General features: G+C 40.4%; 21 protein-coding genes, 6 tRNA genes and 3 pseudogenes. 8 read left to right on the top strand and 22 right to left on the bottom strand.

What is annotated here, in order from left to right; translation table 11 throughout:
- Positions 1–23 precede the first annotated feature (23 nt).
- Positions 24–218 (top strand): hypothetical protein, encoded by a 195-nt coding sequence (locus HDCHBGLK_RS01920; protein WP_004607984.1) that lies wholly within the window; start codon positions 24–26, stop codon positions 216–218.
- A 260-nt stretch (positions 219–478) separates the two neighbouring features.
- Here the strand turns inward: HDCHBGLK_RS01920 and HDCHBGLK_RS01925 are convergent, their stop codons facing one another.
- A complete protein-coding gene (locus tag HDCHBGLK_RS01925) occupies positions 479–1,321 on the bottom strand; it encodes a MerR family transcriptional regulator (protein WP_004604975.1) in 843 nt (280 codons plus the stop codon).
- Between the two features lie 384 nt (positions 1,322–1,705).
- Here HDCHBGLK_RS01925 and HDCHBGLK_RS01930 point away from each other — a divergent pair, with 384 nt between their 5' ends.
- Both HDCHBGLK_RS01930 and HDCHBGLK_RS01935 read left to right on the top strand, forming a co-directional pair.
- Positions 1,706–2,509 (top strand): site-specific integrase, encoded by an 804-nt coding sequence (locus HDCHBGLK_RS01930; RefSeq protein ID WP_039909230.1) that lies wholly within the window; start codon positions 1,706–1,708, stop codon positions 2,507–2,509.
- Positions 2,506–2,742 carry a tyrosine-type recombinase/integrase gene (locus HDCHBGLK_RS01935; protein WP_154567907.1) on the top strand — a complete coding sequence of 79 codons (237 nt, stop codon included), beginning with the start codon at positions 2,506–2,508 and terminating at the stop codon, positions 2,740–2,742. Before HDCHBGLK_RS01930 ends, HDCHBGLK_RS01935 begins: the two co-directional genes overlap by 4 nt.
- A gap of 101 nt (positions 2,743–2,843) precedes the next feature.
- Here HDCHBGLK_RS01935 and HDCHBGLK_RS01940 read toward each other — a convergent pair.
- From HDCHBGLK_RS01940 to HDCHBGLK_RS02020, 17 genes and pseudogenes are all read right to left on the bottom strand, one after another.
- Positions 2,844–2,930, bottom strand: a tRNA-Leu gene (locus tag HDCHBGLK_RS01940).
- Between the two features lie 3 nt (positions 2,931–2,933).
- A tRNA-Val gene (locus HDCHBGLK_RS01945) sits at positions 2,934–3,006 on the bottom strand.
- Between the two features lie 108 nt (positions 3,007–3,114).
- Positions 3,115–3,188, bottom strand: a tRNA-Asp gene (locus HDCHBGLK_RS01950).
- Between the two features lie 6 nt (positions 3,189–3,194).
- Positions 3,195–3,268 (bottom strand) — tRNA-Ile (locus HDCHBGLK_RS01955).
- Between the two features lie 28 nt (positions 3,269–3,296).
- Positions 3,297–3,369, bottom strand: a tRNA-Thr gene (locus tag HDCHBGLK_RS01960).
- 10 nt (positions 3,370–3,379) lie between these two features.
- Positions 3,380–3,451 (bottom strand) — tRNA-Glu (locus tag HDCHBGLK_RS01965).
- Between the two features lie 187 nt (positions 3,452–3,638).
- Positions 3,639–5,066 (bottom strand): annotated as a pseudogene (locus HDCHBGLK_RS01970) (ISLre2 family transposase).
- A gap of 819 nt (positions 5,067–5,885) precedes the next feature.
- A pseudogene (locus tag HDCHBGLK_RS01975) lies at positions 5,886–7,315 on the bottom strand (transposase).
- A gap of 367 nt (positions 7,316–7,682) precedes the next feature.
- Positions 7,683–8,381, bottom strand: a complete 699-nt coding sequence (locus tag HDCHBGLK_RS01980; protein ID WP_004604964.1) for an L-ribulose-5-phosphate 4-epimerase — start codon at positions 8,379–8,381, stop codon at positions 7,683–7,685.
- A 12-nt stretch (positions 8,382–8,393) separates the two neighbouring features.
- A complete protein-coding gene (locus HDCHBGLK_RS01985) occupies positions 8,394–9,362 on the bottom strand; it encodes a Gfo/Idh/MocA family protein (protein ID WP_004604963.1) in 969 nt (322 codons plus the stop codon).
- Positions 9,363–9,376: 14 nt separating this feature from the next.
- Entirely contained in the window at positions 9,377–10,219 is an 843-nt protein-coding gene (locus HDCHBGLK_RS01990) for an L-ribulose-5-phosphate 3-epimerase (protein ID WP_004604962.1), read from the bottom strand.
- Positions 10,220–10,239: 20 nt separating this feature from the next.
- Positions 10,240–11,754: an FGGY-family carbohydrate kinase gene (locus HDCHBGLK_RS01995; RefSeq protein ID WP_004604961.1), complete on the bottom strand. Its 1,515-nt coding sequence runs from the start codon at positions 11,752–11,754 to the stop codon at positions 10,240–10,242.
- A gap of 92 nt (positions 11,755–11,846) precedes the next feature.
- Positions 11,847–13,148 (bottom strand): cupin domain-containing protein, encoded by a 1,302-nt coding sequence (locus HDCHBGLK_RS02000; protein ID WP_004604960.1) that lies wholly within the window; start codon positions 13,146–13,148, stop codon positions 11,847–11,849.
- Between the two features lie 84 nt (positions 13,149–13,232).
- Entirely contained in the window at positions 13,233–13,664 is a 432-nt protein-coding gene (locus HDCHBGLK_RS02005; RefSeq protein ID WP_039909238.1) for an RbsD/FucU family protein, read from the bottom strand.
- A gap of 22 nt (positions 13,665–13,686) precedes the next feature.
- The gene (locus tag HDCHBGLK_RS02010; RefSeq protein ID WP_004604958.1) at positions 13,687–14,652 is read right to left on the bottom strand and encodes a substrate-binding domain-containing protein; all 966 of its coding nucleotides are present in this window, start codon (positions 14,650–14,652) and stop codon (positions 13,687–13,689) included.
- A 59-nt stretch (positions 14,653–14,711) separates the two neighbouring features.
- Positions 14,712–15,662 carry an ABC transporter permease gene (locus tag HDCHBGLK_RS02015; protein ID WP_004604957.1) on the bottom strand — a complete coding sequence of 317 codons (951 nt, stop codon included), beginning with the start codon at positions 15,660–15,662 and terminating at the stop codon, positions 14,712–14,714.
- A 1-nt stretch (position 15,663) separates the two neighbouring features.
- The gene (locus HDCHBGLK_RS02020; protein ID WP_004604956.1) at positions 15,664–17,175 is read right to left on the bottom strand and encodes a sugar ABC transporter ATP-binding protein; all 1,512 of its coding nucleotides are present in this window, start codon (positions 17,173–17,175) and stop codon (positions 15,664–15,666) included.
- A 414-nt stretch (positions 17,176–17,589) separates the two neighbouring features.
- Here HDCHBGLK_RS02020 and HDCHBGLK_RS02025 point away from each other — a divergent pair, with 414 nt between their 5' ends.
- Entirely contained in the window at positions 17,590–18,672 is a 1,083-nt protein-coding gene (locus HDCHBGLK_RS02025; RefSeq protein ID WP_004604955.1) for a LacI family DNA-binding transcriptional regulator, read from the top strand.
- Positions 18,673–18,874: 202 nt separating this feature from the next.
- On the opposite strand, the gene HDCHBGLK_RS02030 is transcribed toward HDCHBGLK_RS02025, so the two are convergent.
- A complete protein-coding gene (locus tag HDCHBGLK_RS02030) occupies positions 18,875–19,378 on the bottom strand; it encodes a carbohydrate kinase family protein (protein ID WP_004604954.1) in 504 nt (167 codons plus the stop codon).
- A 134-nt stretch (positions 19,379–19,512) separates the two neighbouring features.
- Here HDCHBGLK_RS02030 and HDCHBGLK_RS18750 point away from each other — a divergent pair, with 134 nt between their 5' ends.
- From HDCHBGLK_RS18750 to HDCHBGLK_RS02040, 3 genes are all read left to right on the top strand, one after another.
- Positions 19,513–19,650: a hypothetical protein gene (locus HDCHBGLK_RS18750; RefSeq protein ID WP_161567386.1), complete on the top strand. Its 138-nt coding sequence runs from the start codon at positions 19,513–19,515 to the stop codon at positions 19,648–19,650.
- Between the two features lie 121 nt (positions 19,651–19,771).
- A complete protein-coding gene (locus tag HDCHBGLK_RS02035; protein WP_004604952.1) occupies positions 19,772–20,191 on the top strand; it encodes an RNA polymerase sigma factor in 420 nt (139 codons plus the stop codon).
- Positions 20,192–20,195: 4 nt separating this feature from the next.
- Positions 20,196–20,465, top strand: a complete 270-nt coding sequence (locus HDCHBGLK_RS02040; RefSeq protein ID WP_233440729.1) for a helix-turn-helix domain-containing protein — start codon at positions 20,196–20,198, stop codon at positions 20,463–20,465.
- Here the strand turns inward: HDCHBGLK_RS02040 and HDCHBGLK_RS02045 are convergent.
- The gene (locus HDCHBGLK_RS02045; protein ID WP_039909232.1) at positions 20,384–20,893 is read right to left on the bottom strand and encodes a prolyl-tRNA synthetase associated domain-containing protein; all 510 of its coding nucleotides are present in this window, start codon (positions 20,891–20,893) and stop codon (positions 20,384–20,386) included. The genes HDCHBGLK_RS02040 and HDCHBGLK_RS02045 overlap by 82 nt on opposite strands.
- A gap of 128 nt (positions 20,894–21,021) precedes the next feature.
- Here HDCHBGLK_RS02045 and HDCHBGLK_RS02050 point away from each other — a divergent pair.
- Positions 21,022–21,222 (top strand): annotated as a pseudogene (locus HDCHBGLK_RS02050) (LysR family transcriptional regulator); the annotation flags it as partial.
- Positions 21,223–21,279: 57 nt separating this feature from the next.
- Here HDCHBGLK_RS02050 and HDCHBGLK_RS02055 read toward each other — a convergent pair.
- Together HDCHBGLK_RS02055 and HDCHBGLK_RS02060 are read right to left on the bottom strand one after the other, a co-directional pair.
- Positions 21,280–22,245 (bottom strand): permease, encoded by a 966-nt coding sequence (locus HDCHBGLK_RS02055; RefSeq protein ID WP_004604949.1) that lies wholly within the window; start codon positions 22,243–22,245, stop codon positions 21,280–21,282.
- Positions 22,224–22,571 (bottom strand): ArsR/SmtB family transcription factor, encoded by a 348-nt coding sequence (locus HDCHBGLK_RS02060; protein WP_004604948.1) that lies wholly within the window; start codon positions 22,569–22,571, stop codon positions 22,224–22,226. Before HDCHBGLK_RS02060 ends, HDCHBGLK_RS02055 begins: the two co-directional genes overlap by 22 nt.
- Positions 22,572–22,604 lie beyond the last annotated feature (33 nt).

Raw genomic sequence — 22,604 nt, forward strand, 5'->3', positions numbered from 1 at the left:
ATCTTAAGAACGGAGGCCACACTATGAAACGTATAACAGAAGCAGAACTCGCAAAGGAACTAAGGGAACAGTACATTAAAAATCCACCAGAAGGTATGACTTCTAAAGAAGTCCATGACATGAGTGACGACGAACTTCTGGATATGGATTATTTCTTACATGAATTTGATAACCTTGATGATGACGATTTTGGTGAAGAGGGCTTTTACATCTTTTAATCCAAACCGTCTGATTCACTATGCCCGCTTTTGAGCGGGCTATTTTAGTCCCCAAGTTCTCCGAAAGGAGAACTTTCCTATAAAGAAATAAAGGAAACGCTTGTAAATTCAACGTTTCCTTTACCTTTAAATAATGCCGCAGACCGGAATCGAACCATTTTAAGCAATCACAAATACTGATAGAAAGGGGCTTTGAGGACTTCATCACGGTCTGGGTGTTCAAAAAGTGTTCAAAGGTTTTTCATTCACAAACCGTATTTTTACTTGTAAAATGCTTCAATAGCTTGTACTAAGAAATCAGCGGTACCTTTACCATATTTCTCATCAGTCATAGACTTAATTCTTTCGTTGCGATAATACTGTGCCTGTGCCAGCATAAAACCTTGTTCTTCTTTTATTTGTGATAACTGTTTCATAAGTAAGCCATACTCTTCAACGATTTCTTGAACTTCCAAAGAATTTACATCACAACCTTTTTTTGCAATTAGCCTTTGCAAAACTGCTTCTATTCGTTTGTTGTAACTTTCAGCTACGTCTTTGCTAATAGGATTGTTAACTACTGATAAATATTTTTCTTTTCCTCCATACCACTCAACAACTTTGGCATAGCCTTTCTGCATTTCTTCCGATGAGACTACCTCAATATAATGCTTTTTCCATTCTTCAACACTTCCAAACTCTTTGATAGCAAGTTCTTTCATATTGTCGGGCATATGTTCAAGCATAGTTTGAAACATTTCTTCCACTTCTGTTTTACTGAAAATTGCAAAATCCATTCTATTCTCTCCTTTCAGAATGTCATCAATGCTGGCAATCAGACGTTCCATACGTTCTTTCTTTGCTACCAGCATTTTTCTCTGCATTTGCAGAATCTGGTTTCTTTCAAGAGCCGGGTTGTCCATAACAGTTTTGATTTCTTTCAAGGGAATATCAAACTCACGGAAAAACAAAACCTGCTGTAATGTTTCCAATGCCTTATCGTCATAAAGCCGATATCCCGCATCACTTTTCTCTGTTGGCTTTAACAATCCAATTTCATCATAATAGTGAAGCGTGCGAACGCTGATACCTGTTAAATCTGATATTTCTTTTACTGTCCTCATAACTGCTGACCTCCTGTTCCTGATAAGATAACTTTAATCTATGACGTTCCGTGAGAGTCAATAGTTTTCAATTCAATAAATTGATTTTTCAAATGATATTTTTAAGGAAATGTCGCACGCACGCTTAAATGAAAAGCAAAAATCAGCCTTGCAAACCATTGAAAAGCATTATGAATTAGAGAATTATATTTAGTAAATAAAAGATACATAGAACAAAAAAGATAACATGAAAGATATTTGACAAGGCGAATATTCAGGTAAAGGAGGGCAGACAATCTTATCCGTAAAGATAAGCAATTATGTTCTATGTCAAAACGCCACTTTATACAGTTGACAGACGTACAGAAGCGATTACACGCTTCTATTGAAAACTTGAGATTATATATGGAAAATGCTACACTTCCTTCAGCAGAGATGGCACAGCATATAGATATGACAAGAAAGCAAAAAGAAAAACTGGTAACTGCTATTTATTTCAAAGACAAAAAAGGAAAGGATTTTTATACTTGTACAGACGGACGGATTAAGTCTTACAATCCACAATTTATTGCTACAAGCAGAGAACAGTTGATAGACAAGTTATATGAGTATTATTTTGACAATGTACTGGAAGATGTCTATAAAAACTGGGTTCAACATCGTTCTGAAACAAAAATTGTGTCGGGAAAGACGATTGAAGAAGACATTGGGATTTGGAATCGTTTTATTGCTGGTTCTGAAATAGCCACTATGCAGATTGTGGATATTCAGCCAAAGGATTTGATGAAATTGTTTCAATCGTGGACTGGCAACGGACTAATTACCCGAAAAGATTTTAATAATCGAAAATCTGTGTTAAATGGTATTTTCAGATATGCGGTGCTAAATGAGATTATCACTTACAATCCGATTACTTCTCTTCCGTGCAATGATTTGAAGTATAAAATACCAATGGCAAAGAAGAAAGCCTACACAAAAGAAGAACGCTCCGCACTGCTTGCTTATTTAAAGAGTTTAGAGCCGGACGCTTACATTCTTGCAATTATGCTTGCGTTCTACGGAATATTCCGAATTGGTGAAATCAAAGCATTGTCATGGGATAACACAAACGAGAATGTGATTACCATTCAACATCAACTTGTGGAGGAACGGATATTACAGGAAGATATGACACTAAGCGAACCGCAAAGAATGAAGGCAGACCATTGACAACAGATTCATTTAACCGTCGTTTAAAGAAATATTGTACAGAGATAGGAATTCCCTATCTATCAAGTCACAAAATACGTTTTACGGGTGCGTCCATGCTCTATGATGCCGGAGTAAAGCCGATTGATATTCAACCACTTTTGGGGCACTCTACGCTCACTATGACGCAACATTATATCGGTCAGCGTGTAGCAGAAAGAGATACCTCGCAAATGGCGAAGATATTGGCGTAAGCCTTGTATTTACGGACTGTACAACTTTGTACAACTTTTCAAAGAGAATGAAAAATGCTTCAAACCCTCCATTTACAAGGGTTTGAAGCACCTTAACCAAATGCCGCAGACCGGAATCGAACCGGTACGGGAGTATAAGTCCCGCAGGATTTTAAGTCCTGTGCGTCTGCCAGTTCCGCCACTGCGGCATATGGGACCTATAGGGCTCGAACCTATGACCCTCTGCTTGTAAGGCAGATGCTCTCCCAGCTGAGCTAAGATCCCATAAAAACAAACATAATAGCCTTGCCTCAAAGTTAAGATAACTTTGTCAAGTCGGCAGGCTGCGGCTTTCTCATCAGGCTTTTAACTCTTGCCAAATGATCATGCCGACGACCCAGAAGAGACTCGAACTCTCGACCTCCGCCGTGACAGGGCGGCGCTCTAACCAACTGAGCCACTGGGCCAGATAATGGACCTTCGGGGACTCGAACCCAGGACCGATCGGTTATGAGCCGATTGCTCTAACCAACTGAGCTAAAGGTCCAAAATCATAAAAGTCCCTTATAGGACTAAGCCGATGATCGGACTCGAACCGATAACCTGCTGATTACAAATCAGCTGCTCTGCCAATTGAGCCACATCGGCGAATTTCAAATGACTCCGACGGGAATCGAACCCGTGTTACCGCCGTGAAAGGGCGATGTCTTAACCGCTTGACCACGGAGCCATTATAGCCTGTTCCCCGGAAATATCGACAAATAATTCCTTGAGCGACCGAGTTATATATTATCACATGGGCATACTTTTTTCAAGCCTTTTTCTAAAAAAACCGAAAAAATGTTACTGTCAAGTAATCGTTGGCAACTTTCTTACCGATTTATCTTTTCTGTTCAAATAAGTTCTTTTTCTGGCTTCTAATACCCCACCATGTGCAGCAATCGTTTTCGCTCTCCTTGTATCTTTCCATCCAGTCCTACCACATGCCCGACTGCTGGATATTCATAGCCCTTTCCGTCTTTCTTCGGTGCCTTCGCTGACATCAGGATCTCTCCATATAGCTCTTCCACTTTTTCTTCTTCAAATACCGGCCTACGCACACGTTCTGTCACTTCATACAGTTTCCCACTGCATTTTTTTGCCAAGATCTTCGCCAGATGGTTCCCGCCCCGTCGGCTCCAACTCCTGTGCCCATGTTTCATCCGTTTCGCAATCACACTCCACACATGGTTCTCCATTGTCCCCATGTTCCGGTATTCCACCCCTTCCGGCGGTTCCGGCAACTCAAGCCCCTGAGACTGATATGACAAAAGTCCTTCCCGGTTATTCTCATAATACCGGATCAGTTCTTCTGCATCGTCAATCTCACTATCATCACTTAGACTGTTCCGGTAGATCTCCAGATACCGGAATAATTCTTCAATCTCTTCTTCTCTTAGAAGTTCTAAAACGGCATCCCGAGCAGTTTCTTCATGGATCTTTTCTTTTACGGCTTTATTCCGGTGGAATGGATCCAACTGGAAACACGTGCTTTTATCTTTTACTTTCTTAATCCATGACGCCCCATCTGCATTTAAGATCCTCTGGCTTACTTCATCCAGATTAAACTCCTGTGCAATCACGGCCTCCCGGTATTCCTGAAATTCTTTTGCTTTTGAAAATCCGGCAACCACCACTTTATTTTCCAGGGCATAACGATCCGGACCGGTCCTTCTCCATCCATCATAAGCAATCCCGATCTTCATCTCTGCCTTATCCTGCTTTTCCTTCTTTCTATCTTTGCCCTGCAGCCTGATATAAACACCATCTGCTTCTTCAAACAGAACAGGAACCTCTCTTTTCCCTTTTACATGCCCTCTCTTATATTCTTCTGTCAGCTCTGCTTCTTCCTCGCAGACTTTTTCCCCTAGTGTCTGGATAACATTCCATACTCCCATTGCGCTGATGGTCTGGCCTGTCATCTCACTGACCTCTAACGCGCACTCTCTGTAAGATAGTTCCGTAATCCCTTTCACCAGCAGTTCCGCCATGTTCGTTGATATCAGGCCTACATGATCCAGTTCCAATGTTTCATCCAGCAGATATACAAAACACCTGGTTCCGTCTTCCTCATTCACTTCATAGACAATTCTCTGATAGGTCACTTCGCCATACACGGTTTTTATGGTTGTCTACCTGGCTCCCTTATTCCGATACTTCTTCTTATCCCTGTTTTCCATCAGCATCCGATCATACCGCTCTAAGAATTCTTTTGTAAACTTTCTTCCGATCTGGCAGACCCATGCAAAAATATTTTTCTCCAACTCCTTGAATGTTACGCCGTTTTCCTTTATCATTGAATTCATCATACAGACTCCTTATGTTTTTTTTCGTCAATTAAACAATAAGATAAATCTGTATGATTGGGAAGAGGTTTCGGTCTCTTCCCTTTATTTTTGCCAATGATAATTATACTCTAAGCGAAAAAATCTTACTCCTTTTTTTATGACGTTTTCCCTGCTCCTTTACCTTTGGATAACTTGCTGCCTATATACTAGCACTCCCGGTTCTACCACACAGAAAGCCAGATTGCTGATTATGTTCTCAACAATTTCAGGGAAGTATGCTTTATGACCTCGACTGATTTGCTGAAAAACTGTAAATAAGCCATTCCTCCGTCATCCGTTTCACAAAGGATCTCGGCTATACGGAATTCCAACGCGCAATCCGGGCACAATACAACGACTATATTGATAACTATTCTGATACGCCAACGATACCTACCGTCAAATTGCCCCTTTGCTCCCCTTATCATAAAAATATTGCGGCAAAAGGAAAAGGACTAAAATCAATCCGATATCAGCCCACATCCCCATGTCTCCAAATTAGTTTGAAGTCCCGCCGGATTGCGCAAGGGGAGATAAGGTTGTCTTTTTCATACAGTTGTCCTCCATCAAGGTCTCTTTGTTTACTTCTTTGATTCTCCTTTATTCTAGGAAAATCAAATTCTCTATACTAGGTAATTGTTAAATGATTTCTTGCCAGCAGATGGACGTATACAGAGCGCCCATAGGTAAGGAGAAAAAAGGTCAGTATCCAGAAAAATTCCGGAATGACATAAATGTCAGATTTTGGGGCGCACTTATAGCCCTCAGATTTAAGAACTATGATAATTGAATACTTTTTCAGGCAACCAGTGGTTTTAAACTCCGGATATACTCTGGACAGTTCATGCGAAATGCTACAATCACGGTAAGCTGGCTGGCAATTCCGGCAAGAAAGACATCTGCTTTCGTGGTTGCATGGTTTCTGGTGTGCTTACCAGCAATGCACATATTGGTTTTGAAGTGGTTGATGGCTCTTTCTATGGAAGTTCTTATTTTATAGAGGGCATCCCATTCAATGGTATCACGTTGAATCCCCGGAAACATGCGAAATTCCATGTTTTCATAGGTGTAAGTAGTTCTGCCCTTCTTAGCTGTACTGCAAGGATGCTCACACTCACAGATCCATTGTCCGTTTTTCATGCGAACTTTAGGACAGCACCATTTGATACGGTCGGAACGCCCTTTTTCACTCGTAATGCCACAATACTTCATGGCCAGCAGGGGGGCATTAGGGCAAGTGGGATATCCGTATTCATTGTAGCCCACTTTCTTAAGAGGACTTTCGTTACGCGGGTTGTATGGGATCAGTACTATCTGGAATCCAAAGTCATTTTTCAGGAAGCCGTAAATGTCAGCAGAATCAAAGGCGGCATCTCCCAAAAAAGTATTCGGATGAAAAGTAGGGTGCGCGGAAAAAAAGTCAGAGAGAACCGGCTTTAAAGCGGCAGAGTCACTGATGGTTTTATCCTCGTCCGGGGAATCCGATTTTTTCTCAACAGGAAGTTCCGGATGGGCAGCCTTGAAATCATCATCAAAGAATACGATGTCCCTGACGATACCAAGACCTTTCGTGAGGATACCGAATTTATCGGCGTAGCAGAAATGCCCATTGATATACATCTGCTTTGCATCAGGACAGGAAGCAGCCTGTGAAGGCATAAGCCCGTATGCCATCTTGTAAGGATCCACCTCGGGTTTGTCTTTTAAAAAGATTTTAAGCGTTTGATCAGAGCATTGAGGGTTTTGGGATTGTTTTCGTTAACAAAGAGCTCAACACCAGAGGTGTCAAAGGTAAGGATCTGAGCAAGGGAAGAGTCGATGAGTTGGCAGATTGGCCCCGTAAAATCGACCATTTGCCGGAACATAAGTTCAATATAGGGTTCAAAATTTTGCCGAAATCTGGTGAACAGAGGAGCATCGGGGACCTTGGAAAAGCCGCAAAAATGGCGAAGCTCCTTACAGAGGGACAGAAAAAGAATAAGCAGCGAATCTGTAGGGATAGAAAAAATCTTCTGAAGGATGAGAGCAGAAAGAAAGCCGGATAAAGGATAAACCCTGTTACGACAAAGGTGCTAATAGAAAGCATTGGTAAAGACAGAAGGGATGAATTCGTTTATATCGAAATGCTCATCCAGAAGATGGAAGAAGGAAGGCGTGTCTTCCATAAACATGTCCTGGCAATCTGAAAATGTATTTTTTAAAGAAATCTGACGATATTTAGTAGCCATAAATTTTCTCCTCCGTAGATGTGTGTGGTGGTTGGTGGTACTTCTATTATACCATTTGCGGAGAGAAAATTTATATAAACAAAGCAAGAAAACCCAGTAAAATCAATGGGTTTGGGCATTTAACAAATATCTAAATACTCTATACAATAAGGAGAACACTAACTTTTATGTATGTTAAATTAAGTAAATAAAATATTTATAAAACAAGATTCAGAAGATTGCAGAAATTGCGTGCAAAAGTTAAAGCAGCTGGAGGAATCCGTTCATGGAAAATTTGTAAAGAAATGATAGATGCTGGCGCCAATAGAATTGGAACCAGCAGTTCATTATATATTTTAGAGGAATTCAAGCAAGAAATTATTCATTCCTATTTTGACTGCCCGTAATATGCATTCGCACCATGCTTCCTATAGTAATGCTTATCCTGCAGTTCCTGCGGCGCCAGCTGTACGTGCGGCTTTATCAGTTCGCACCGCGCTGCCATTTTTGCGACTTCTTCCAGTACAACTGCATTGTGTACTGCTTCGTGCGCATCTTTTCCCCATGTGAAAGGCCCATGGTTTTTGCATAAAACAGCTGGCGTTGCAAGATAGTCCAGTTCACGTCTTGCATACTCATCCGCAATCAAGATCCCGGTATTTTTCTCATATGCTGTCTCAATTTCCTCCTTTGCCAGATTTCTAACACATGGTACGCTTCCGTAAAAATAGTCTGCATGTGTTGTTCCGTAACATGGAATATCTCTTCCTGCCTGTGCCCAGCTTGTGGCCCACGGAGAATGTGTATGTACCACGCCTCCAATCTCCGGAAATCGATTATATAATACGACATGTGTAGCTGTATCCGAAGACGGATTATATTCCCCTTCGATCTTATTCCCATAAATATCCACTACTACCATATCATCCGGAGTCAGTTTATCATACTCAACTCCACTCGGTTTGATTACCAACAATCCCCGTTCCCGGTCTATTCCGCTTACATTTCCCCATGTAAATGTGACGAGGCTATATTGCGGGAGCAGCATATTTGCCTCATAAACCTCTATTTTCAATTCTTTTAACATATTCTACCTCTTTTATGCCTCCGGTATTTCATATCCCCAATCTTTTCGGATACCATCTAATATCTCCAAAACTTTTACGGTTTCAGCATGCAGCATTTCCGGACACTCCACTGCTTTTGAACGGATTGCTCTTGCACAGGCCTGCACTTCATATTCGTAACCGCTGATCTGTTCTGGAACTTTGATTGCTCTTACTTCTTTATAATCCGCATCAAACACTTTAATTTCTTCCGGATTATTAATATTTGTGATTTCAATATATCCCTTTGTACCAAAAATAGAAGCATTACGATTCTGTACCGCATAAACGTTCGACTGCAGTGTCGCAACTTTTCCATCCGGGAATGTCATAATAATACTGTCGATCATATCTACGCCGTCTTTGAATGTTGCTTTTGATGTGATCTCCGCATCTACTTCGCCAAATACCATACGTGCAAAATGGATCAGATACAGTCCGCAGTCAAGCAATGCTCCTCCTGCCAGATTGATGTTCCATATACGCGGCACCTGACTGAGTTCATATCCCAAATTAGCAGTAAGTGAGGTCACTTCCCCGATTTCCCCGCTTTCGATAATACTGTTTATAATTTGGCGTGAAGGCATATATCTTGTCCACATTGCTTCTGTAATCAAAAGATTTCTAGATTTTGCCAGTTCAAATAATTGTTTTGCATCTTTTGCATTTACACAAAATGGTTTTTCGCAAAGTACGTTTTTCCCTGCTTCCAGACAGGCTTTTGCCGCTTTATAATGAAAAGAATGTGGTACTCCGATATAAACCAGATCCATATCTTCTTTTTCAAGCATTTCATCGTATGATCCATATGCGTGGGGAAATCCATATTCTTTTGCGAAAGTTTCTGCTTTTTCTTTATTGATGTCTGCAATCGCACATATTTCCACATTGTCCATGCCTTTTACTGTATTTGTCATTTTTACTGCAATGGCTCCCGCGCCAATAATTGCCATTTTTAACATGTATTCTTCCTCCTTTATTGTTGTTTGTCCAGAATAGCCCGCATACTGCTATTTGCAAAGCAGATATCTTCTTTCCACGTATCCTGACCGACATCCCACAATTCCGTGACGTAACGGCGGATACCGTTTTTCCATGCTTCTTTTATAATACGCTCAAATTCTACATGTCCCGTTCCAAAAGGTACTTCACGGAAAATTCCTGTCTTTGATTCTTTCAGATGCAGAGAAATCATGCTTCCTCTTCCGAGAGAAATATCTTCGCAAACGTCATGATGGTGCAATTCTGCTGCATTCGTAACATTTCCTGAATCGGGATACATATTCAGATATGGTGAACGGATGATTCTCACATATTTCATGCCTTTTTCGACCGTATTCATGAAATCATTTTCCATTGTTTCCATACCAAGTACAACGCCTTCTCTTGCTGCAATTTCTGTTCCTTCCCGTAAATTTTTCAGAAATAACTGTTTCGTCTCTACTGTAGATTCTCCGTAATAGATGTCGTATCCCGGAATCATGACGGTACGAATTCCCAAATCAGAAGCCAGAAGAATCGATTCCTCCATGATTTCTTTCCCTCTGCTGCGTTTTGTTTCATCCGGATCTCCCAATGCAAATTTTGTCAGCGCACTTACGCTCATGGACCGGATTGGAATTCCCGTTTCATACATGGTATCAACCAGATTCTTCCTCTCTTCGCTGCTCCTATATATCCACTGGATCTTTTCCTCACTTGCATCTATGCACATTTCTACATAATCATATCCACATTCTTTTGCACATAACAGTTTTTCTTTCCATGTCAACGTTCCTCGTATTGCTTTTTCGTAAAGTCCAATCTTATATCGCTGCATTTTGCTGTTCCTCTCTGTATCTAATTTTTAAAGCGATCCCATGCACTTGACAATCCGTCGATCACCGCTCTGTATGTATCGTATTTTTTTTCATAGATTTCTCTGTAGTCCGGTCGAGGCTGTATTGTCTTTGTAATTTTTACGGTACGTGCCACCGCATCCTGATAGTCTTTATAAATTCCGGTCGCAATACCTGCTGCCATTGCTGCTCCCTGTGCACCCAACTCTTTGTCTTCAATCACATCAATCGGAATCTGAAGAGCATCTGCAAAAATCTGCACCCATACATCTGAATTGGCAGCGCCTCCGGACAGACGGATACTCTTTGGTGTATCACAGTTTTTCAGAAGTTTCTTTATATGTGTGATATGCGAAAATACAATTCCTTCATAAACTGCCAGCAGCATGTGCTTTTTATTGTGAAATGCCGTAAGTCCTACAAATGTTCCTTTTGCAAGCGGATCTTCATTTGAACCGTTCAGAAACGGCAGGAAAATCACATTGCAGTCCTGTGGTTCAATGGATCCTACCCATTCATTTGTAATATCATATACAGATTTTCCGGCTGCCCTTGCCTCTTCTTTTTCGTCATTCATAAGATTTCTTATAAACCACTCCATGTTACCCGCCGAAGTAGGACTGCTTTCTTCCACAAGATAATAATCCGGAATACAGAAAAAGGAATTTAAATCCACGGTTCCGTTTGTTACCGGATCTTTTCTGATAAATTCATTAATACTCCACGTACCCGCAATCATACACATCTGATTCTCATCGCATAATCCGGAAGCGATTCCGCATGCGTTGACATCAAACATTCCGGCTGCTACAGGCGTTCCCTCCGGAAGAAGTGTTTTTTCACTTGCTTCTTTTGTTACATATCCGCAAATATCCGCGGAATACCGCAGAGGCGGAAGTTTGTCATAACATTCTTCAATCCCGAACAGACGCATCAATTCTCTATCGTGCTGCTTTGTTGTAAGGTTGACCATATTGGATCCAGAACAGTCCGTATATTCACTGTATGCTTCTCCTGTAAGCATATATCGGATATAGTCTTTTACGGCAAATATATATTTCGTCTTTTCCAGAACTTCCGGTTTGTTTTCTTTTAACCATGCAAGCAGTGCTACCGGCTGAACAGCCAGGATTTCCTGATATGTTTTCTCATATACTGCCTTGTTTGTACCGTCTTTATACCATCTTTCCACCTGTGACCACGCTCTTGTGTCGGTAGAGATGATCCCATTGTAGGAAGGCTTTCCATCCTCCCCTACTAAATACAGACCCTTTCCATGTCCGGAAAATGACACACCTGCAATCTCATTTGGATTGATTCCGCTTTTCGTTATTGCCTGTCTGCATGCCTGCACATTAACTTCCCACAGTTCATCCATATCTCTTTCGGTATATCCCGGCTTTGGTGTAATTGTCCTTGTCGGCACACTTGCAACTGAAATCTGATTTCCTGCTTCATCAAACAAGGCAGCTTTCGAGAAAGTTCCACCATTGTCAATTCCCATTAAATATTTCATTTCGATTTACCTCTTTGCTCATTACATTTTGAGAAAGGCCAAACATAATTCTATTTAAACTTTCTCCATAAGTCTGCCGTTTCCTTAGCTGTTTAGTTATTTGGTTCTGTCGGAACACCCGGACAATTAGGTCCGAAATGTTTTAAAAGAACAAGCGGTTCTACCTGGCTCAAATTTGTGATTTTTACGCCGTCTATAGCTGCTTTTTCAGATATGAAAAATTCATCTGTACTTTGCTGCCCGAAATGCAGTAAAGTAGCGGATTCACAATCATAAACACCAAATTTTCCATGTCCCTGGATGGTAATACAGCCGTAAGCCGCACCGTCTTTGATCACTACGGTCTGTCCCGGATTTACTGTCAACTCTTTTGCGGCGATGTACGGATTGGCATACACAATCCACTTCTGTGTATAACCTTCTGTCTCTGTTTCTACTACCGGGCGACGGAAATAATGCTTTCTGTAATGCGGATCAACATTCTTCTCCCAGTCAAGAAGGTTGAATACCGCATCAATACCATTATCATCCGGCGGACATTCCTCATTGAGCATTTCCGGTGGATATACTTCTCCTGATACAATATTTTCGTATACAGAATTGACGTCGGAATTCCACTGTGGTTCATATGTAAGAACAGATGCCGGAGCATGAATTACTCCTGCCGGTGTATACCAGCCAGTTCCAAGTTCGATTCTGTACGCTCTTGAAATATCCGTTATTCTGGTATCATCATATTCAAAACGACGAAGTCTTTCTTTTACTTCATCCGGATCTACATCCGGGTCAAATCCAAAATATGTATAATCTGCTTCTCCATACCAATTATTCAACTGCTTCGGGAAATAGTAACATTCCGGTTTCCCTAACTTTCCGACACGGGCTGCGTCTTCAAATGTCAGATGCAGATGATGGAACAGAGGTTCTTCGTTGTCAAAAAATTTGGAATACATTGGCCAGCCGTTATATTTTTCCATCAATTCCTTTCCGACCAGTTCTTGTCCAAGTACTTTCACAGCCGTACGAAGTGCGAATTTTTCGTCAGAATTGTAATCTACACAAACATAAGACAATCCTTCATCCGCCTTTGCTGTCAATCCGTTGTTTGCTGCGATTGTTGCTGAAAACCATCTTTCTGTAATTGATCCTCTTTCCATTCCAAAAGCGAAATAATCATCTGAATGGAGTCTTAATCTACGTCCGGCTTTATTAAATCTTCTAGGTACAAACGCTGGGAACAGGCGGAAGATTCCTTCTCCCTTTTTAAATGTCTCACGAATAACTGCCTCATCCTCCGTAGCGTCTTTTACAACTAAGTTGCCTTCCTCTTTTGCCTTTGCCAGTTTTTCATCCAGTTCTTTGTTTCCTTTGATGATTAATTCCTTTACTGTCATCTCTTTCTCCTCCTTTATTTTAATATCTCTTCTTTAAATCTTGAAACTGATCCTTTTTTTCTTCGCTGTAGCTTTTGATTTGCTTTATACACATACACCTTTCTGAAGAATAATATTACCGTATCGTGACGTATCCCCTGTCTGGATTACCACATATGCATCTTCTGCTTCTTTATAAAAATCCAGTCTGTCTAAATATTTAAACTGTTTGAACGCATGGTCTTTATCATACTTTTTCAACAGTTCCTCGTATGTTTTCCAAATCATAACTTCCGGCTCATAATCCAGTTTCTGCATCAGCCGCACGGGATAGTCAACAAAATAGTCCAGTGGAAAGAAAGGAAGGATAGCTTCCAGTAGTTCCGGGATTTCCGCACTATCCATTCGAATCATTCTTTTAGAATGCGCTGTTCCTGGGAATCCAGCATCTGCAATGACAAGATAATCCGCGTGTCCCATTTCCATCATGTACTTTACCAAATCAGGAGGTAAAATTTTCGGTATATTTCTCAGCATATTCTTTTTCCCCTTTATCATTCTATTCATTTGAGAAAGCACCGCCTTCCAAATAAGCGTCTACATTATCTGATGTGATCGCATGAAATGGAATACGTGTATCTTTCTGATAGTCTTCTCCGTTGATAATCTGAAGAGCTACTTCTACAGCACCTTCTCCTTGTCCTGCGGAATCCTGAAGAACAGATACTCCAAGTTCTCCGTCTTTTACAGCCTGAATTGCATCTTCCAGTCCATCGACACCGCCGATTACAACGTCTGTTCTTCCTGCTGCTTTACATGCGGATAATGCTCCCATTGCCATATCATCATTTTCACAAACAATAGCTTTTAATTTGTCTCCATATGTAGTTAACCAGTCTTCTGCTAAAGCCATCGCTTCATCACGTTTCCAGTTAGCTGTCTGACAGGAAAGGACTTCAAAGTTGTCCAGCATCCCCACTTCTTCAAATCCCGCATAACGTCCAACCTGTCCGGATTGTCCCATTGGTCCTTCAATAATACAAATTTGGGAGCCATGTTCTACATTGTCATTAAACCATGTTCCAAGTATTTCTCCTGATTCCTGATCTGTACATCCGACAAATGCAGTATAGTTTTTATCCGCAATGTCTCCGTTACAGATAATGATCGGGATATCCGCTTCGTTTGCCATTGATACGACAGGTGCGCTTCCTTCTACATCCTGCGGAATTACGATCAACGCATCAACCTGCTGTGCTATCAATGTTTCACAGTCGTTGATCTGTTTATTTACATCTCCTTCCGCATCTGCCATGATCAGATCCACGCCTTGTTCTTTTGCTGCATCTTCTGCTGCATCTGCTATTGCTTTTACGAATGTATCGGAATTTGTTTTGGAAGAGAATCCGATCGTAATTTTATCTTCTCCTCCTGATTTGCTTTCTTTTTTGTTTCCGCATCCTGTCAAAACTGTTGACATTACCATTGCACCAACCAATAATACTCCTAAGAATCTCTTTTTCATGTCTTGTTCCTCCTTAAAACTTTTTTTAATAACTTCGCGACATTATGCTCCATTCTCTGTTATTTGTTCTTTCCTTTTGAAGTCATATCCAGGAATACTGCAATAATGATCAGAATACCTTTTGCAATTTCCTGATAGAAAGAATTGATATTCAGTAAGTTCATAGAGTTTGTCATTAATCCTAACAAAATAAATCCGAAAATCGTTCCTGTTAATGTTCCGATTCCTCCTGACATACTTGTTCCGCCGATTGCTACCGCAGCAATCGCATCCAATTCATATCCTTCTCCTGCTGTCGGCTGACCGGAACTGATACGAGCGGAAAGGATCAAACCTACTACTGCTGCACAAAGTGCAGAAATTACATAAACCAAAAGTTCTACTTTTTTCGTTCTGACACCGGATAATTTTGCTGCGTTTTTGTTGCCACCGATTGCAAATACGTAGCGGCCGAATGTCGTTGTTTTCAAAATAATAATTCCGATTGCAACTACAATAACCAGTAAGATGATCGGGATTGGAACTGCTCCAACGTATCCCTGTCCGATCTGAAGAAAACTTTTATTGGAAATCGTAAACGGTTTTCCGTCTGAAAATGCAAGTGCAATACCGCTTCCCATTGTTACGGTAGCCAAAGTTGCGATAAATGGCTGAAATCCTACGTATGCCACAAGAATTCCGTTAAAGCATCCATAGAAGAGTGCAACGGTCAAAGCAATGATGCATGTAAGCAGCCAGTTCCATCCCTGCTGCAACAAATATCCGCAGATAACACTTGTTACCGCTACTACAGATCCTACAGAAAGGTCAATGCCGCCTGTCAGAATAACAAATGTCATACCAACTGCAATGATACCGTTAATGGAAATTTGCCGAATGATATTGATAATGTTCTGTTCTGTAAAGAAAACCGGCGATACAAAACTCATAATGATAAAAGTTGCTATTATAATAAAAACAAGTGCAAAGCTTCTAAGAGTTGCTTTCATATTTATTTTTTTCTTTGTCATTTTATAGTCCTCCCAACGCCAATCTCAAAATTTCTTCCTGTTTTTTCACTTCATCGCCTTCCAATTCGCCGGCAACTTTTCCGTTCGACATTACGATGACACGATCACTCATACCGATCAATTCCGGCATTTCTGAAGAAATCATAATAATTGCAATTCCCTGCTTTGTCATTTCCAGCATCAGTTTATAAATCATTGCCTTTGCTCCGACATCGATTCCTCTCGTCGGCTCATCAACGATCAGCACTTTCGGATGCGATAACATGCATTTTGCCAGTACGACTTTTTGCTGGTTACCACCGGAAAGACTTCCAACCTTATCTTCGATTCCGTTCATTTTCGTTGCCATGGAATCCGCATATTGCTGACATTTTTCTCTTTCACTTTTTTTCTTTACAAATCCCATAACACTCAATTCTTTAAAATTCTGTAATGAAATATTCTCCCGGATACTTCTTTCCAGAATTAAACCAAGCGCTTTTCTGTCTTCCGATGCAATAATGATATTGTTTAAAATAGCGTCTTTTGGATGTTTGATCTTAATTTTTTCTCCCTCCAGAATGACCTCTCCTTCGTCTAATGGATCGTATCCTACCACAGAGCGCATCACTTCACTTCTTCCGGCTCCGACAAGTCCTGCCATTCCAAGTATTTCTCCCGATCTTACTTTAAGGTTTACGTTCTCAAATACACCTTTTCTTGTGAAATTTTTCAGTTCGAGAACGACGTCACCTTTCTTTGCCGTATTCTTCGGATATCCGCCCTCCAGTTCACGTCCGACCATCATATTGATCAGTTCTTCGGAAGAAACCTCGTTTGTCTTCACACAACCAATAAATTTTCCGTCCCGCAATACGGAAATCCTGTCTGCCAGTTCAAATACTTCTTCCATACGATGTGAAATATAAATGATTCCTTTGTTTTCTTTCTTTAGCCGATCAATAATTTTGAAGAAAATTCTCGACTCTTTCTCGGACAAGGAAGAAGTTGGTTCATCCATGATGATTACCTTCGAGTTATAAGATACTGCTTTGATGATTTCCATCATTTGAATCTGCGCAATATTCAGATTTTTCATTTTCATATCAGGCTTAATGTATTTCGATAATTCATATTCATCCAAGAGTTCCTGTGTTTTCCGTTCCATTTTTGCTTTATCCACTAAAGGTAACCCCTTGATCAATCTATCTTCTCTGCCCAAATAGACATTTTCTGCAACTGTCATTTCCGGTATGGGGCTAAGTTCCTGATGAATCATTGATATACCGGCATCCAACGCGTCTCTCGCCGACATAAAATTCACGTCTTTTCCTTCAAAGCGTACCTGCCCGCTATCTTTCGTATAAACGCCCATAATAATTTTCATCAATGTTGACTTCCCTGCTCCATTTTCTCCCATAAGTGCATGCAACTCACCCGGTATAATAGAAAGTTCGGCACCATTCAATACAGTTACACCTGAAAAAGATTTTGTTATTCCTGTTGCCTCAAGAACATATTTTATCTCTTCCACTCTTGTCCCTCCTTTTCTCTGAACGGTTCTGTTGGCGGTTATATTCTCCTGATTTTTACCAGTTTACTCTGCAATGTTAGAAAAACGTTTTTCTATGTTTTAATAATACTTCCCTTGTTAGTTTTTGTCAATATACATTTTTTTTAAGCTTGATTTTTGTTACTTTTTCACACTTATGAATACTTTTTTTTTGCAATATTACTAATGAATCTGAACTTCCAGAAAAAATCCTACTCAATCGCCAAAATCCGCATTAACATTGATGCTTTAGGATTTTATGCTGATCTCCCATTATCCTACTTGCTTTTTGTTAAAATACTGTTTACAATATCAATATATTGTTTGCTATTATTTGTTATTTTCTGATGATCAATTGCTTGACACACAACGGAAGATGAAATCTAGGAGACCAAAATGAGTAGTATTAAAGAAGTTGCACTATATGCCGGCGTATCTATTTCTACCGTATCAAATGTATTGAACGGAACCAAATATGTAAGTCCAGCTTTGACAGAAAAAGTACTTGATGCAGTTCAAAAACTGGAATATGAAGCCAACCCTCTTGCAGCAGGATTGAAGAATAAAAAGACGGGATTAATCGGTGTACTGACCCAGGATATGTGTGGTGTATTTTATCCATACATCATCCGCGGAATCAGCGCAATTGCTGATGAAAAAGAATACCGTATCATTATCTGTGACGTAAACGGGAAAAAAAGCGAATCCTCTGTTTCCGAGTGTGAAAAACAAATGTTTCATAAGTTGTTGCTCAGCCATGTCGATGGCATTATCTTTGCATCATCCATCGATAAAGCTTCCGAAAAACAGCATTTTAAAGAGATTAAGAATCTAGTACAGAAGCAGAATAAACGGATTCCTCTTGTCAGTCTCGAACGTGACCTGACTTCTTTTGGCATTGATTCTGTATATTTTGATAATCTGAATAATGCAAGAAAAGCAGTACAGCATCTGATCGACTGCGGATGTAAAAAAATCTGTCATATTACCGGTCCGCGTGAGCTTCAGATTGTTGCGGAACGTCTTGCCGGATACGAAGAATGCTTACTGGAAAACTCATTGTTTCTTAATGAGGACAAAATGATCGTAAACGGAAGGTATACGTACCAGAGCGGTTACATGGTCATGAAAGACCTTCTAGAAAAGGTTCCCGATTTAGACGGTGTTTTCTGTGGGAACGACGAAATGGCAATCGGTGCTTTGAAATTTTTGAAAGAACGCGGTAAAAAAGTTCCGCAGGAAATTAAACTCATGGGATATGATGATGTATTCCTATCTACCATTGTTGATCCTACTATTTCCACCATACATATCAGAAAAAATTCCACTGGCAAAAAAGCTGCAGAATTACTGTTTAACAGGATCGAAAATCCATCTGATAATCCGGAACCAATCGGAATCAAAATGGAAAGTAAGCTCATCATTCGCAATTCGACGATAGAAAACATGCCTGAAAATTGGAATTTCAATGACTGGTAAATACAATTATTAATCTGCCAACAAGACAGGGCATTATAAAATGTCTGCTCTGTTCAAACATGGTAAAGGGATGCAAAACTTTGAAATGAACTGATGACATTCCTTGGAGCCTGAATGGCTCCTGGAATGTCATTAGTTTCATTCACTGTACTAACGTTTAATATCGTAATTCATATTCATCAGATTAAGAATTGTCGATACATCAATCCGTTATATTTGCATCACCCCTGATTGTATGCTTGATTGCGCTACTTGCCACTGCAAAATTGATAATGTCCATCGCTTTGTAATGCTTCATCATTGCATATATCAGTCCGCTGGCGAATGCATCTCCTCCTCCAACACGATCCAGAATGTTAAATGTAAAAAGCTTGCTTTCAAAGGTATGTCCTTCATACCACATATATGCTTTTAAACTGTTTTCACTTCCGCTATGCGCATAACGTACATGTCTGGCTATACATTTCAAGTTCGGATACCGATCAATAAATATATAAAAAATCTCATCCTGCTGTTCATAATTTGGCTGCAATGGAATATTATCCTTTACATCTCCTTTGCTGTGATCTGCCTCATCTTTCCATAAATGATACGGTTCAATTCCCAGCAATACGTCTACAAACGGTAAACATTGTGTACAAAAATCTCTGGCCTCTTCCCATGTCCAAAGAGTGCTTCTAAAATTACCATCAAAACTTACCGTCATCCCTTTTTCTTTTGCCGTTCTCAGACTGTTCAAAATTAACTTTTGACATCCTTCCGATAACGCAGGTGTAATGCCACGTAAATGTAACCATGTATAACCTTCTAATAATTAAATAAATTATTATGAGTGCAAATATGACAAATAAAATGGAATGTGAAGCAAGACAATTTGGTGCGGTTGATGTTATAAAAAAAACAGCATGGGACTTTTTGGATTTAATAAAAGCCAATTTTCCAATAAACTATTTACATCTGAATATTTCACAGCGTTAAAAGCTCGTACAAATGTGTATTTTGTACGGGTTTTTTTCTTACCCTTTTTCCTGCATTAGCAAAAGGTATAAACGGCATATCCGTTTATATATTTCATCATTTGCGGAAAGGGGGTGGAATTATGGAAACATCTTCTTTCGAGCATATCGTCAGAATACAGTTTAATGCTTTGATGATGACTGTTATTAAATGCACAGTAAAAAGCAAGAAAAGACAGTTTACAAGACGTTCTAAGCGTGAAGTTTTGTTTTGTGAATTATCAGATATGAAACAACTAGAGCATAGAACAATGGATAACTATTCTTGTGATTATATCTCTTTTGAAGTCTTGAATTATACAATCCAAGTATCAAATGAGAAACTTGCTGTTGCTTTACATAAGTTATCAGAGAAACAGCGTAGTGTTATCTTATTACGCTATTTTCAAGGCATGAGCGACCAAGAAATTTCAGAATTGTATCATGTATCACGTTCTGCTATTTATCGCAGAAGAAGTAACGGATTGAAGAAACTGAAAGCACTAATAACTGAAAGGAATTGAACAAATGAGAAAAGAATATGGCTATCCCTCACTAGAGGTAATATGCAAAGCGTCTGCCGGAAATGAACCCGCAATAAAAGAAATCTTGAAATTCTATGACGCTTATGTCTGTAAATTATGCTTGCGTCCGTTTTACCACTCTGAAAATAGTAAAATCACTATGCAGGTTGATGAAGAATTAAAAGGTCAAATTCATACAGAAATGATGAAAGTTAATATATCTTCCGTCTTCACCTTCATATATCCTGTTGTCGTTCCGTCGCTGCAGCCATAATATTCGGAATCTGCAACTTCCTGGTCAAAAATCACCTGAATCGTCTTATCCCAGTCATCCAGCACGCTGTAGATAGTGGCTGCCCCTATCTTGGTTCCCAGGATTTCTTCAAATAGTTCCTGTGGCGCAAAAGATACCCGGGGAATCTCCAAAGCCTCGCAGAATTTCTTTGTGTCAAACGGCTTTTTGTCCGTGGTAATAAATAGATAGAACAGGGTCTTTTTCTTGTTGCACAGAAAGAGTGTCTTAACCATGTCCATATCCAGTTTCGCATTGATCTGCACACAGTCTTCCATCGTAATTGCCTCATCCGTGTCCACCCTTTTATAGGGTATCTTTAATTCTGCTAAAACCTGGTATACTTTTTGCTGCAAAGGCGTTTTGAATGCTTCTGGCGCATCTGTTTTGATTTCACTTACATAGAACATATTTTCACCTTCTTTAAAAATCATTTGATTATTTCCAAGCCTTATTGTATCATACAGACATCAAACACAATAACGAATATTTCTCATATTAAGCATGACAATATCGGATGGATAGGAGGATACTAAATATGGACATGAATATCCAGAAATATATGGCATTTGTAAAGGCTGTAGAGTATGGCAGTTTTACAAAAGCCGCCGAGATATTGAACTACTCCCAATCCGGGATTAGCCGCATAATCAACGACTTGGAAAAAGAATGGCAAGTCGTCCTGTTGGAGCGAAGAAAGACAGGGGTCAGACTGACCAGCGACGGAATGAAACTGCTTCTCTGGCCGTGCGTCGGTTCCTGGAATACCTGGAATACCGCTAATTCCCGTTATCAATTAGAGAATCATCATCGCATGAAACACATTGAATAAATATCCTACAACAATAATCCCGACCGTGCAGATTGCGATAAACACCGCCAACAGCCTGGGCTTGACGGCTTTTCTAAGCATGATCATGGATGGCAGGCTTAATGTAGTGACTGCCATCATGAACGCAAGCACTGTCCCCAGCTGCGCCCCTTTAGAAAGCAGCGCTTCCGCAACCGGAATGGTGCCAAAAATATCGGCACACATGGGGATTCCAACCAAAGTGGCAAGGATTACTCCGAATGGATTATCGCTCCCCAACACTGCTTCTATCAGATCCTGGGGAATCCAGTTGTGTATAAATGCTCCTATGGCTACGCCAATAAGGATGCAAGGAAATACCTTTTTAAAGGTGCCTGCTACTAGCTTCCTGGCAAACTGCATTCTGTCTTTCTTCGTGAGCGTTGGCGAATCGATATCTACATTTCCCGCCTGTGCAATGAACTCCTCCACGTAACGTTCCATATGCATTCTTTCAATCAGCATTCCTCCAATAACTGCGATAGCCAAGCCAATTACCACATAAGAAACTGTGACTTTCGCTCCAAATATGCTCATCAGCAGTACAAGGCTTCCCAGATCCACCATCGGAGAGGAAATCAGGAAGGAAAACGTAACGCCCAGGGGCAGTCCAGCGCTGGTAAATCCAATGAACAGCGGTATGGATGAGCACGAACAGAAAGGCGTCACCGTCCCCAGCAGCGCTGATACCACATTTGCACCAATGCCGTGGAAACGTCCCAATTTTTTCTTGCTTCTCTCCGGCGGAAAATAACTCTGGATATAAGAAATGACAAAAATCAAAAAGCATAGCAATACCGTTATCTTGATCACATCGTAGAGAAAGAACTGAATGCTCCCTCCAAGTCTTGCGTTAATGTCCATGCCTGCGCCAGCCAGCAGGCTGCCTATCATTTTCCCCAGCCATTCCATGCCAAGAATCTGATCCTGTATAAATAGCAGAACTGTTCTCTATCCAAGTCGGGCGTCGTAAGCCTCGCCAGACGTTTTAAGGCCCGGTCTCTTCCTGATGCGCTTAGCCTGTAATGCGTCCACTTTCCTTCCTGCCTGCTGTCCACAATGCCTGACTCGCATAATATCTTCATGTGATACGACAATGCGGACTGGCCTATGCCCATATCATCGATCAGGAAGCAGGCGCATTTCTCCCCGCTTCTTAACAGGCTTATAATCTTAAGCCGCTTTTCATCACATAGGGCCTTAAATATTTTTGCGTCTTCTGTATATTCCTTTTCCATAATCCGCCCTCACATCAATAATTTTTGATAAGC

Source organism: [Clostridium] scindens ATCC 35704 (assembly GCF_004295125.1).
Lineage (GTDB): Bacteria > Bacillota > Clostridia > Lachnospirales > Lachnospiraceae > Clostridium_AP > Clostridium_AP scindens.